This window comes from Streptomyces sp. NPDC127108 (genome assembly GCF_042677545.1).
In the GTDB taxonomy this organism is placed as follows: domain Bacteria; phylum Actinomycetota; class Actinomycetes; order Streptomycetales; family Streptomycetaceae; genus Streptomyces.
This window is the reverse complement of sequence record NZ_JBHXTE010000047.1, coordinates 18,824-30,271: the sequence shown is the minus strand read 5'-3', so window position 1 is coordinate 30,271 and position 11,448 is coordinate 18,824. Positions and strand designations below refer to the sequence as shown.

The window sequence follows — 11,448 nt, the reverse complement described above, 5'->3', positions numbered from 1 at the left end:
CCCCCGAACAGGACAGCCGGGGGAAAAGCACGTACTTCATTGTCCCATGCCGAAAGGATTGCGCCGCCTGGGACAATCACCCAGACGCCCCCGGCCGCCCTGGTCGGATCCTCCAAGCCCGGCCTCGCTCCCGGGCCCTCAGCCCGACAGCGGCCCCACGACGAGGACGACCTCCAGGCCCCGCTCCCGCCCCTGCCAGTACGTGACCGCGTCGGCGAACACCTCCTGCGCGACGGCCCAGTCGCCCGGCGCCGCCTCGGCGTACTCCCGCCATCCGGAGACGACGAGCAGCCGTCCCGGGGCGTCGGGCGTCCAGGACAGGTCGGTGAGGCAGTCCGCGAGCGCGTCCCAGTTGCGGCCGAACCAGTCCGGCAGCTCCAGCGCCCGGGCGCACCGGTCCATGAAGGCGTCCTTGTCGAGCACGCCGGTCAGATCGAGCGTGAGCGTGGCCCAGCCGCTGCCGCGCACGGCGTCGAGCACCGACGCGGGCACGGGGCCGAGCGGCTCGCCCACGCCCTGTCCCCCGACGTCTCGCGGGCCCGCGCCGTCCGAGGCGATCCGCTCCGCGTCCTCACCCGCCATCACGCCCTCGCCTCCGTCGCCACGCCCGGCATACGTGCCACGTCCATCACGTCCACCACTCCCGCCACCGTCGTCACCGTGCCAACCCGCCTTCCCGCACCGCGCCGCCCCATCCCCGCGCCGCCCCGTCCCGGTACGGCCGCCGTCATCGCAACACCGCCTTGAAGGACGCGTAGTGGTCGGCCGTGTAGTACGTCTCGTGCTCGCGGCCGGTCACGATGCGGCGGGCACCGCGGTTGCGGGCCCCGGGGGTGGGGACGGTGTACTCGCGGTAGTAGCCGCGTGCGTGCCGGGGCAGTTCGCCCTCGAAGTTGCCGAAGACGCTGCCGTCCTTCTCGTACGGGAAGGGGCCGCCGTCGTCGATGAGGCGCAGCGTGCGTCGTGCCTCGGCGGGGAGTCGGGCGGCCTCGACGGTCTCCATGCCGCGTGCCCACGCGGGGGTCTGTGCCGCGGTGCCCGGGCTCCTGTGCCGGTCGGTGGCGCGCTGCCGGTCGGGGGCGCTGTCCCCCTCCGTACCGCATCCCGCCACCAGCACCGCGAGGCAGATCAGCAGTGCGCTCAGGAGCGCTCTGCGCAGTTGGCCGGAGGCCCGGAAGATCATGAGGCCGATGCTGCCACAGCTTCCGCGCACCGGCGCGCGCCGACGTCCACGCGCCGGTGAGTCACCACCCCCGCTGTCGGGCCCCGGCTGCCCCGCGGTTCCCGACCATCCCCGTCCCCCGGCCCCCCGGCCGTGCGCCACACCCCGCGCGCCGCGCGGGCCCGGCGCTACTCCCCGTCCGGATCCGCCCGGTCGAGGGCCGGCCTCGGCGCCGAACCGGCGACCAGGAGCTGGTCCGCCGCCGCCGTGTCCGTGACGAGGCTCGTGACGAGGCCGGAGCGGAGCACGGCGTCGATCGCGGCGGCCTTGCGCTGGCCCCCGGCGATCGCGACGACCTCGGGGATGCGGCGCAGCCGGTCCGCCTCGACGGTGATGCAGCGCTCGCCGAGGTCGCGCCCGACCCTGCGGCCCTCGGCGTCGAAGAGGTGCGCCGACATCTCCGCGGCGACGCCGAGCGAGGCGTAGTGCGCGCGCTCCTCGTCGGTGAGCATGTCGTGGACCGTGGAGATGCCGGGCTCCCAGGAACCGATGGACACCGCCGCGACGGTGACCTTGTCGAAGTACTCGAAGGCCCGCGCGATACCGGTCTGGTGGCGCAGCGCGGCGGCGGTCGCCGCGTCCGGAAGGAGCATCGGGGCGTAGATCGGGTGGGCGTCGCCCCCGGAGACCTGCGCGGCCCGCCGGACCGCCTCCACCGAGCCGCGCTCGGCGGTCCCGGCGTCGTACACGCCCGTCAGCTGCACGACCGTGCAGGGCGGCAGCGCGTCCAGCGCCGCCGCCATGTTGATGGTCGAGCGCCCCCAGGCGAGGCCGAGCACATCGCCCTCGTTGACCAGCTCGCCCAGGAGTCCGGCCGCGACCTCGCCGAGGTTCTCCGGGTCCGGGGAGTCGTCGAGGTCCTCGGTCGCCGCCGGGGACTCGACGACGACGGCGTGCCGCAGGCCGTAGCGGGCGCGCAGCGCGTCGGAGCGCTCGGCGTCCAGCTCCGCGGGCACGCGGATCTCGATCCGTACAAGATCACGTTCGAGAGCCGTCTCCAGGACCCGCGCCACCTTGAAGCGGCTGACGCCGAACTCCTCGGCGATCTGGATCTTGGACTTGCCCTCGAGATAGAAACGGCGGGCCATGGCCGCCGCCTGCACCAGCTCCGCGGGTCCCATCCGCATGGCTGACCGACCCGCCGACATGGCCGACACGGCGCTCTCCTCACTGCTGTTCACGACATACGTACACCTGGATTCGCTCTTCATCCTTGCAGATCCGGCGTACTTGATCAGCCCTGATGGGCCGCGTTCACGTTCCCGTGGCCAAGCCGTTGGCCAAGCGGCGGCCCCGTCGTGCCGGGTCCACGCCTCAGTGGGCGCACGCCCACCCTGCGGTCCCGGTGGCCTCTTCGGCCTGGGTGCGCAGTGCACGCACCGCGGCCGCCGGGTCGTCCGCCCCGTACACCGCCGACCCGGCGACGAAGACGTCGGCGCCGGCCTCGGCGCAGCGCTCGATGGTGGCGGCCGAGACGCCGCCGTCGACCTGGAGCCACAGTTCGAGTCCGTGCTTGCTGATGAGCTCACGGGTGCGGCGGATCTTGGGCAGCATGATGTCGAGGAAGGCCTGGCCGCCGAAGCCGGGCTCGACGGTCATGATCAGGAGCATGTCCAGCTCCGGCAGCAGGTCCTCGTACGGCTCGATGGGCGTCGCGGGCTTCAGCGCCATGGACGCACGGGCGCCCTTCGCGCGGATCTCGCGCGCGAGCCGCACCGGCGCCGCGGCCGCCTCGGCGTGGAAGGTGACGGATCCCGCGCCCGCTTCGACGTACCGCGGGGCCCAGCGATCGGGGTCCGCCATCATCAGATGGCAGTCCAGGGGCGTGTCCGTCGCCCGTGCCAAAGACTCTACGACCGGCACCCCGAGGGTCAGGTTCGGTACGAAGTGGTTGTCCATGACGTCGACATGGAGCCAATCCGCGCCCTGAACGGCGCGCGCCTCCTCGGCGAGGCGGGCGAAGTCGGCGGAGAGGATGCTGGGGTTGATCTGCACGGCCATGCACCAAGACTGCCATGCCGGGCGGCGGTTGCCCGCCCCGGTACCGCCTGGGCCGCCGAGGGGCGCGCGCCGGGGGTGAAAGCAACCTCCCCCGGCCCGCGCGCCGCGTGCCATGCTGTGCGTCCACCGCCAGCGCGTGGGACAGCAGGGGGACGACCATGCCCATGTCTCGGTCTGGGACGCGGTCCGACAACGAGCGCCAGGAACGCCGGGGAGTGGCCTGGCTGGTCTGCGGACCACGCGCCAAGTGGCTGGTCCTGGTGTTCTGGCTGATCGTCCTGGTGCTCGCCGCGCCGCTGGCCTCCAAACTCGCCGACAAGCAGGACAACACCGCGTCGTCCTGGGTGCCCCGGTCCGCGGAGTCCACCCGGGTCCTGGACACCTCCGAGGGCTTCCGCCCCGAGACCATGCCGATGGTGATCCTCTTCGCCCGCGAGGACGGCCCGCTGACGGAGCGGGACCGGACGCGGATCGCGGACGGTGTGAGCGAGGTCAGACAGCTGCGCTCGCACTTCATCCGCGGCGACGAGACCCGCGGTCCGGCGTTCGACAAGCCCGGCGCCAGAGCGCGGGCGGCGCAGGTGTACGTGCCGCTGACGATGGACAACGACCTCTGGAACGACCTGCCGGAAGCCGTCGACGACGTCAAGGACAAGGTGGGCGACGGCGAGGACGGCCTGGAGGTGTACGTCACCGGGCCCGCCGGTGTCTCCGCCGACCTGTCCGAGGCCTTCGCGGAGATCGACTCGACGCTGCTCCTGACGGCGGGCGCGGTCGTCGTGGTGGCCCTGCTCATCACCTATCGCAGCCCGATCCTGCTGTTCGTCCCGCTGGTCTCGGCGTTCGTGTCCCTGTACGCGGCGCAGGCGCTCATCTACCTGCTCGCCGAGCACGCGGACCTGACCGTCAACGGCCAGAGCGCGGGCATCCTCACCGTCCTCGTCTTCGGCGCGGGCACGGACTACGCACTGCTGCTCGTCGCCCGGTACCGGGAGGAGCTGCGCCGCCACGGGGACCGGCACGAGGCGATGGCCCTGGCCCTGCACCGGGCGGGCCCTGCCGTGCTCGCGTCCGGCGCGACCGTCGTCCTGAGCATGCTGGTGCTGCTCGCCGCCGAGATGAACTCCACCCGCGGGCTCGGCCCCGTCGCGGCGATCGGTGTCGCGGTCGCGGTGCTCGCGATGCTGTCGCTGTTCCCCGCGCTGCTCGTGATCTGCGGCCGCTGGCTGTTCTGGCCGCTGGTCCCGCACGAGGGCAGCGCCGACCCGGCCGAGAAGGGCGTGTGGGCGCGCATGGGGCGCCGGATCGCCGACCGTCCCCGCAAGACCTGGATCGCCACCTCGCTGGCGCTCGCGGCGCTCGCCCTCGGCCTGCTCCAGCTGCGCGCGGCCGGGGTCAGCAACGAGGACTCCTTCATCAACAAGCCGGACTCGGTCACGGGCCAGGAGGTGAAGGCCGACTACTTCCCCGCGGGCACCGGCGATCCGATGGTCGTCATCGCGGACAGGGCACAGGCCGACGAGGTCAGGCGTGCCGTCCAGAACACCCGCGGTGTGCAGCGGGAGAGCGTCTCGGTACCCCCGGGCACGAAGGCCGAGCACGACGGCAAGGTCCTTGTCGAGGCGATCCTCACCGATCCGGCCGACGGGAAGGCGGCCAAGGACACCGTCGAGCGGGTCCGGGACGCGGTGCACGCCGTGCCGGACGCGGACGCGCACGTCGGCGGCGGTACGGCGACGCTGCTCGACATGGACAAGGCGACCATCCGCGACGACAAGCTGATCATCCCGCTGGTGCTGCTGGTGGTGCTCCTGATCCTCGGCGTCCTGCTGCGCGCCGTCGTCGCCCCGCTGCTCCTGATCGCGACGGTGATCCTGTCGTTCTCGGCGGCCCTCGGCATCAGCGCGCTCGTCTTCCGCCACGTCTTCGACTTCCCGGGCGAGTCCACGGACTTCCCGCTGTTCGTCTTCGTCTTCCTCGTCGCGCTCGGCATCGACTACAACATCTTCCTGTCGACCCGCATCCGCGAGGAGGCGGCCCGCCAGGGCACCCGTCCCGGTGTGCTGACCGGCCTCTCCGCGACCGGGGCGGTCATCACCTCGGCGGGTCTGGTCCTCGCGGGCACCTTCGCCGCGCTCGCCACGATCCCGATGGTGGCGTTCGTCGAGATCGGCTTCGCGGTCGCGCTCGGCGTCCTCCTGGACACCTTCATTGTCCGCTCGGTCCTGGTCACGGCCCTGTTCCTGGACGTGGGCCCGAAGGTGTGGTGGCCCCATGCGCTGGCGCGCGAGGAGGCCCGTCGCTGAGGGGCGGGCGGTCCGGCGGCGTCACCGGCGGGCGTTGAGGCGGGCGGCCTGCCGCGTCAGGTACTCCCGCTCGGCGAGGTTGGACGCCTCGTGGGCGGCCTCGGCGTACAGCCGTGCCGCGGTCGTCAGGTCGCCGTCGCGCTCGTGGAGGTACGCGGCCACCGCGGCGTGGCGCGGGACGGTCTCGTCGATGTCCTTGAGCGCCGTGAGCCCGGCGCGCGGACCGTCGGCCTCGCCGACGGCCACCACGCGGTTGAGCCGGACGACGGGGCTGTCGGTCAGGCGGGCGAGCTCGTCGTACCACTCGACGATCTGCACCCAGTCGGTCCCCTCGGCGGTGGGCGCGTCGGCGTGGAGGGCGGCGACGGCGGCCTGGGCCTGGAACTCGCCGAGGCGGTCGCGGGCGAGGGCCGCCTGGAGGATCCCGATGCCCTCGGCGATCGCCGCGGTGTCCCAGCGGGTGCGGTCCTGCTCGGCGAGCGGCACCAGACCCCCGTCGGGCGTGGTCCGGGAGGCGCGCCGGGCGTGGTGGAGCAGCATGAGGGCGAGCAGCCCCGCCGCTTCGGGGTGGTCGATGGCGGCGGCGAGCTGCCGGGTGAGCCGGATGGCCTCGGCGGCGAGGTCGATGTCGCCGGAGTACCCCTCGTTGAAGACCAGGTAGAGGACGCGCAGCACGGTGGCGACGTCGCCGGGCCTGTCCAGGCGCACGCCGGAGACCGTGCGCTTGGCTCGGCTGATGCGCTGCGCCATGGTCGCCTCGGGCACCAGGTAGGCCTGCGCGATCTGGCGGGTGGTGAGGCCGCCGACGGCGCGCAGGGTGAGCGCGACGGCGGAGGACGGTGTCAGCGACGGGTGGGCGCACAGGAAGTAGAGCTGGAGCGTGTCGTCCACCGCGGCCGCGGGTCCGGGCGGGGGTTCCTCGTCGAGGCGGTCCTCACGGCGGCGGCGGGCGGTGTCCGACCGGGTCGCGTCGAGGAACTTGCGCCAGGCGACGGTGACGAGCCAGCCCTTGGGGTCCCTCGGCTCGTCGGACGGCCACACCCGGACCGCCTCGACCAGGGCGTCCTGCACGGCGTCCTCGGCCGCCGCGAAGTCGGCTCCGCGGCGGACGAGGATCCCGAGGACGCTCGGTGTGAGGCTCCTGAGCAGGGCCTCGTTCATGGACGACGTCACTCCGTGACGGTGGGCGACTCACCCAGGAACGGCCGCAGCTCCAGCCACTCGTGGATCGGCTCGCCGCCCGCCCCGGGGGCGGCCGACAGCTCTCCGGCCAGTTCGAGGGCGCGCTCGTAGCTGTCGACGTCGATCACCATCCATCCGGCGATGAGGTCCTTGGTCTCGGCGAACGGGCCGTCGGTGACGGGCGGGCGGCCCTCGCCGTCGTACCGGACGAACGTGCCGCCGGGGGCGAGCGCCTGGCTGTCGACGTACTCGCCGGTCTTCTCGAGGCGGGCGGCGAAGTCGTTCATGTACTGGATGTGGGCGGAGATCTCCTCCTGCGTCCACTTGTCCATGGGCGCGCTGTTCACGGACTCCGGAGCGCCCCGGTAGTGCTTGAGCAACAGGTACTTCGCCATGGTGTTCTCCTCGGTGCTGGTGCGACCCATTGTGGTCGCGTTCACCTCGGGGACGGAGCCGCTCACGGTTTCTCGACATCACCGGCGAAGGTTTTTTGCTCGTGTCGACGATCCGGCCGTCCAGGGCGCTCCTACAGGGCGTCGAGTTCGGCGTTCGCCCTGGTGGTGACGTGGGCGAGCGCGCGGGCCGCGATCTCGCGGTCGGCCTCCGGCAGGTCCCCGTACAGCCGCTCGGCCGTCTCGGCCACGGCGTCCGTGAGCGCGCGCTGGACGCTGTCGCCCCTGTCGGTGAGGGACGGCCGGGCGCCTTCGACCAGCCCGGCGTCGGAGAGCTCGGCCAGCAGGACGCGGGCCGCCGATGCGTCGATCTTGAGCTTCGCGGTCATGTAGTCGACGGCACCGGCGTGGTCGAGCCCGTCGGACACGGCCTTCAGCGCCACGGACTGGTGGAAGGTCAGGCCCGAAGCGGCGAGGAGCCGATCCCGTACGGCGGCGACCGCGTGGTACGCGATGCCGATGACCTGGCCGTTGAGGAGGGGGGCGGCCGGGGTGGACGCGGCAGCGGCGACGGGGGCAGTGGCGGGAGAGGTGGAGACGGCAGTCATGGCGTGAATCTCCTTGTGGACAAGGCGCGTTGAAGCTCCGGACCACCAACCGGAGAGTTCTCCGCTTGGCGTGACACAACCTTAAGCGGAGCCTTCTCCGGTTTTCAAGGGGTAACCGGAGAAGTCTCCGCTACGTCGGATACGCTGCTCCGCATGACCACCCCCGCAGGGCGCGCCGCCCCCACCGAGCGCGCCGACGCCGCCCGCAACCGCCTCCGCATCCTGGACGCCGCCCGGCGCCTGCTCGCGGCGGACGGCTTCGCCGAGCTGTCCCTGGACGCGGTGGCCAAGGAGGCCGGGGTCGGGGTCGGCACGGTCTACCGGCGCTTCCACAACCGGGCAGGGCTCGTCTACGCGCTGATCGAGGACAACGAGACCCGCTTCCAGGAGGCGTTCACGCGCCACTGCGAGGACGGGGCCCCGGCGGCGCACGAACGGCTGCGCGCGTTCCTGCACGGCATGGCCGAACTCGTCGACGAAAACCGGGAGTTGCTGCTTCTCGCCGAGGCGAGCGCACCGGCGGGGCGCTATCACAGCGCACCCTTCCGGCGGCACCACGAGCAGATCGCCGCCATGGTCACGGAGCTCGCCCCCGGCGTGGACGCCGCCTACGTGGCGGACCTGCTCCTGATGGCGTACACGCCGGGCCTGTTCGACTTCCAGCGCACGGAACGCGGCTGGGACGTGGACCGCATCAAGGGCGGCCTGGACGTGCTGATCGCGGGCATCGGGGCCGCGGGGCAAACCGGCTGACCGGCCTGACCCGCGACGACCGCGCCGCCGCTCACCCCGTACGCCGGATGACCGCCAGGTACATCGCGTCCGTCCCGTGCAGGTGCGGCCACAGCTGGACGTCGGGCCCGTCCCCGAGCGCCGGAACGCCGGGCATCAGATCGCGTGCGTCCACCAGCTCCGCGTCCCCCCACTGCTTGAGCACGTCGTCGACGACGGCCCGGGTCTCGGCGAGATGCGGCGAGCACGTGGCGTACCCGACGACACCGCCGACCCGCACCGACTCCAACGCCGTGCGCAACAGCGCGCGTTGCAACGGAGCAAAGCCCTCCAGGTCCTGCGGCCGCCGCCGCCAGCGCGCCTCGGGCCGCCGCCGCAGCGCCCCGAGTCCGGTGCAGGGAACGTCCATCAGGACCCGGTCGAAGCTCCCGGGCCGCCACGGCGGCCGGGTCCCGTCGGCGGCGACAACCTGGTAGGGGCCGGGGTTCCCGGCGAGGGCCTGGCCCACGAGGCGGGCCCGGTGCGGCTGCTTCTCGGCGGCGAGGAGCACCGCCCCGCGCTCGGCGGCGAGGCCCGCGAGCATGGCGGCCTTGCCGCCGGGGCCCGCGCAGCCGTCGAGCCACTTGCTGTCCGACCCCTCGACGGGGGCGTTCGCGAGTGCGAGCGCGACCAGCTGGCTGCCCTCGTCCTGGACTCCGGCACGCCCCTCGCGCACCAGCTCGAGGGAGCCGGGCTCACCGCCCTCGCTGAGCCGCACGGCGTGCGGCGACCAGCGGCCAGGAAGCGCCGAGTCCGCGTCGAGCGAGTCGAGGAGCTCGGTGGCCGTGGACCGTCCCGGCCGCGCCACGAGGGTCACCTCGGGCCGCTCGTTGTCGGCCTCGAGCAGGTCCTCGATCCCGGCCCTGCCGCCGCCGAGGGAGTCCCACAGCGCGGAGACGACCCACCGCGGATGCGAGTGCACGACGGCGAGATGGTCCTCGGGGTCCTCGTCGTAGGGCGGCGCGACCTTCTCGAGCCAGCCGTCAAGGTCGTCCCGCGCCACCTTCCGCAGGACCGCGTTCACGAACTTGGCCCGCCCGTCGCCGAGCACCACCCGCGCCAGCTCCACGGACGCGGACACGGCGGCGTGCGAGGGGATGCGGGTGCCGAGCAGCTGGTGGACGCCCAGATTCAGGACGTCGAGGACGGGCGGGTCGACCTCGCGCAGCGGCCGGTCGATGCAGGCCGCGACGATCGCGTCGTACGTGCCCTGGCGGCGCAGCGTCCCGTACACCAGCTCCGTGGCGAGCGCCGCGTCCCGCGCGTCGAACTTCTCGGGCCCCTCCTGCTCACGGGCCTTGCGCAGCAGCGGCGGCAGCACGAGGTTCGCGTACGCGTCCCGCTCGTCGACGGCCCGCAGCGCCTCGAAGGCGAGGAAGCGGACGGGGTCCTTCTGCGGGCGGCGGTACGGCTTGTGGGACTTGCCGGAGTTACCGGGCTTGCCCTGGGAGCCGGGCCTGCCCTGGCCCGAGGACTTGCCCTGGGTGCGGGGACGCCGGTTCGGCTGGTCGTTCAAAGGTGCTCCGCTGCTGGTGATGGGGCGAACCATCTCAGCGTACGTCGCCCGCGTCCGACCCCCCACCCGCACCCTCGCGGACGGTGTCCCACTCACACCACTCCCGCCGCTCGCGCCCCTCGCACCCCTGCGTCCCTCGCGGACGGCGTCAGGCGCCGAGCCGCTCCCCGGAGGCGATCCGCACGCCGCGCGCCCAGTCGGCGGCCGCCATCGGCTTCTTGCCCTGCGCCTGCACCCAGAGCAGCTCCACGGCGTACGAGCCGGTGCCGACGTACAGGTTCTTCTTGCCCGCGGCGATCTCACCCGGCGCGAGGTCGGTGCGGTCAGGGACGGGCGTGGCCTGGATCAGCTTCAGGCGCTCACCGCGGAACACGGTCCACGCGCCGGGCGCGGGCGTGCAGCCGCGGACCACGCGGTCCACCCGGAGCGCGGGCGCCGACCAGTCGATGTGCGCGTCCTCGACGGTGATCTTCGGGGCGAGGCTGACGCCGTCGGCGGGCTGCGGCACGGCCGACAGCGAGCCGTCCTCGATGCCGTCCATCGTCGCGGCGAGCAGCCCGGAGCCCGCGAAGGCGAGCCGGGTCAGGAGGTCGCCGCTGGTGTCGGTGGCCCGGATCTCCTCGGTGACCGTGCCGTACACCGGCCCGGAGTCCAGGCCCTCCTCGATCAGGAAGGTGGAGGCACCCGTGATCTCGTCCCCGGACATGATCGAGTGCTGCACGGGCGCGGCACCCCGCCAGGCGGGCAGCAGCGAGAAGTGCAGATTGACCCAGCCGTGGACCGGGATGTCCAGGGCGGACTTCGGCAGCAGCGCGCCGTACGCGACGACCGGGCAGCAGTCGGGCGCGATCTCCCGCAGCCGCGCCTGGAACGCCTCGTCACGCGGCCTCGCGGGCTTGAGCACCTCGATCCCGGCCTCCTCCGCACGCTCGGCCACCGGACTCGCGACCAGCCTGCGGCCGCGGCCCGCGGGCGCGTCGGGGCGGGTGACGACGGCGGCCACCTCGTGCCTGCCGGAGGCGATCAGCGCGTCCAGGGCGGGGACGGCGACCTCGGGGGTGCCTGCGAAGACCAGCTTCACTGGGTGGTACCTCGGTTCTCTGGGGGTCGGCGACGGATTCGGGTGGTCGGCGACGCACCAGTCTATGGGCCCTGCCCAGAGGTTTCCCGGGGGCGTACGCATGGGTGTGCGCCCTGCGCATATGCACATACGCCCCTGGACCGTGACCCCTCACGACGTAGCGCGTTGGGTCAAGAGAAAGTTGACCACAACGGGCCGCACACGCGGCCCGCTCCTCATTGCACAGCACCACCAACCCCCCACCGCCGCACCGGAACCGAGACACGGACCGCCCCGCACTCCCCGCTTCCCCGTACGCAGCCCGTCCCCGTCCCTCAACGCCCCTTCCCGCCCGTCCCCCGCCTTTTCCCTTCCTGTCCCCTCCCTTTC

11 protein-coding genes are annotated in these 11,448 nt (G+C 73.0%); 2 read left to right on the top strand and 9 right to left on the bottom strand.

Annotated features, from left to right (window positions below; translation table 11 throughout):
* Positions 1-138 precede the first annotated feature (138 nt).
* The 4 genes from ACFVHO_RS32225 to rpe all read right to left on the bottom strand — a co-directional run bounded on the left by ACFVHO_RS32225 (position 139) and on the right by rpe (position 3,223).
* Positions 139-582, bottom strand: a complete 444-nt coding sequence (locus tag ACFVHO_RS32225; RefSeq protein ID WP_385722405.1) for a barstar family protein — start codon at positions 580-582, stop codon at positions 139-141.
* Between the two features lie 145 nt (positions 583-727).
* Positions 728-1,183 (bottom strand): ribonuclease domain-containing protein, encoded by a 456-nt coding sequence (locus ACFVHO_RS32220; RefSeq protein WP_385722403.1) that lies wholly within the window; start codon positions 1,181-1,183, stop codon positions 728-730.
* A gap of 167 nt (positions 1,184-1,350) precedes the next feature.
* Positions 1,351-2,403, bottom strand: coding sequence for a sugar-binding transcriptional regulator (locus tag ACFVHO_RS32215; protein ID WP_385722400.1), 1,053 nt, complete (start codon positions 2,401-2,403; stop codon positions 1,351-1,353).
* Positions 2,404-2,536: 133 nt separating this feature from the next.
* Positions 2,537-3,223, bottom strand: a complete 687-nt coding sequence (rpe, locus tag ACFVHO_RS32210; protein WP_385722398.1) for a ribulose-phosphate 3-epimerase — start codon at positions 3,221-3,223, stop codon at positions 2,537-2,539.
* A 164-nt stretch (positions 3,224-3,387) separates the two neighbouring features.
* On the opposite strand from rpe, the gene ACFVHO_RS32205 reads away from it, so the two are divergent.
* Positions 3,388-5,529, top strand: coding sequence for an MMPL family transporter (locus ACFVHO_RS32205; protein WP_385722396.1), 2,142 nt, complete (start codon positions 3,388-3,390; stop codon positions 5,527-5,529).
* A 21-nt stretch (positions 5,530-5,550) separates the two neighbouring features.
* On the opposite strand, the gene ACFVHO_RS32200 is transcribed toward ACFVHO_RS32205, so the two are convergent.
* The 3 genes from ACFVHO_RS32200 to ACFVHO_RS32190 all read right to left on the bottom strand — a co-directional run bounded on the left by ACFVHO_RS32200 (position 5,551) and on the right by ACFVHO_RS32190 (position 7,711).
* Positions 5,551-6,690, bottom strand: coding sequence for an RNA polymerase sigma factor (locus ACFVHO_RS32200; RefSeq protein WP_385722509.1), 1,140 nt, complete (start codon positions 6,688-6,690; stop codon positions 5,551-5,553).
* 8 nt (positions 6,691-6,698) lie between these two features.
* A complete protein-coding gene (locus ACFVHO_RS32195; protein WP_385722506.1) occupies positions 6,699-7,106 on the bottom strand; it encodes a YciI family protein in 408 nt (135 codons plus the stop codon).
* Positions 7,107-7,237: 131 nt separating this feature from the next.
* Entirely contained in the window at positions 7,238-7,711 is a 474-nt protein-coding gene (locus ACFVHO_RS32190) for a hypothetical protein (protein ID WP_385722393.1), read from the bottom strand.
* Positions 7,712-7,864: 153 nt separating this feature from the next.
* Here ACFVHO_RS32190 and ACFVHO_RS32185 point away from each other — a divergent pair, with 153 nt between their 5' ends.
* On the top strand, positions 7,865-8,464 hold the full coding sequence (locus ACFVHO_RS32185) for a TetR/AcrR family transcriptional regulator (RefSeq protein WP_385722390.1): 600 nt from the start codon (positions 7,865-7,867) through the stop codon (positions 8,462-8,464).
* 31 nt (positions 8,465-8,495) lie between these two features.
* On the opposite strand, the gene ACFVHO_RS32180 is transcribed toward ACFVHO_RS32185, so the two are convergent.
* Entirely contained in the window at positions 8,496-9,998 is a 1,503-nt protein-coding gene (locus ACFVHO_RS32180) for an RsmB/NOP family class I SAM-dependent RNA methyltransferase (RefSeq protein WP_385722388.1), read from the bottom strand.
* A gap of 148 nt (positions 9,999-10,146) precedes the next feature.
* The gene (fmt, locus tag ACFVHO_RS32175; protein WP_385722385.1) at positions 10,147-11,079 is read right to left on the bottom strand and encodes a methionyl-tRNA formyltransferase; all 933 of its coding nucleotides are present in this window, start codon (positions 11,077-11,079) and stop codon (positions 10,147-10,149) included.
* Positions 11,080-11,448 lie beyond the last annotated feature (369 nt).

Coding starts and splice junctions, on each gene's coding strand:
- ACFVHO_RS32225 (WP_385722405.1), bottom strand. CDS start 582: ATGGCGGGTGAGGACGCGGAGCGGATCGCCTCGGACGGCGCGGGCCCG.
- ACFVHO_RS32220 (WP_385722403.1), bottom strand. CDS start 1,183: ATGATCTTCCGGGCCTCCGGCCAACTGCGCAGAGCGCTCCTGAGCGCA.
- rpe (WP_385722398.1), bottom strand. CDS start 3,223: ATGGCCGTGCAGATCAACCCCAGCATCCTCTCCGCCGACTTCGCCCGC.
- ACFVHO_RS32205 (WP_385722396.1), top strand. CDS start 3,388: ATGTCTCGGTCTGGGACGCGGTCCGACAACGAGCGCCAGGAACGCCGG.
- ACFVHO_RS32200 (WP_385722509.1), bottom strand. CDS start 6,690: ATGAACGAGGCCCTGCTCAGGAGCCTCACACCGAGCGTCCTCGGGATC.
- ACFVHO_RS32195 (WP_385722506.1), bottom strand. CDS start 7,106: ATGGCGAAGTACCTGTTGCTCAAGCACTACCGGGGCGCTCCGGAGTCC.
- ACFVHO_RS32190 (WP_385722393.1), bottom strand. CDS start 7,711: ATGACTGCCGTCTCCACCTCTCCCGCCACTGCCCCCGTCGCCGCTGCC.
- ACFVHO_RS32185 (WP_385722390.1), top strand. CDS start 7,865: ATGACCACCCCCGCAGGGCGCGCCGCCCCCACCGAGCGCGCCGACGCC.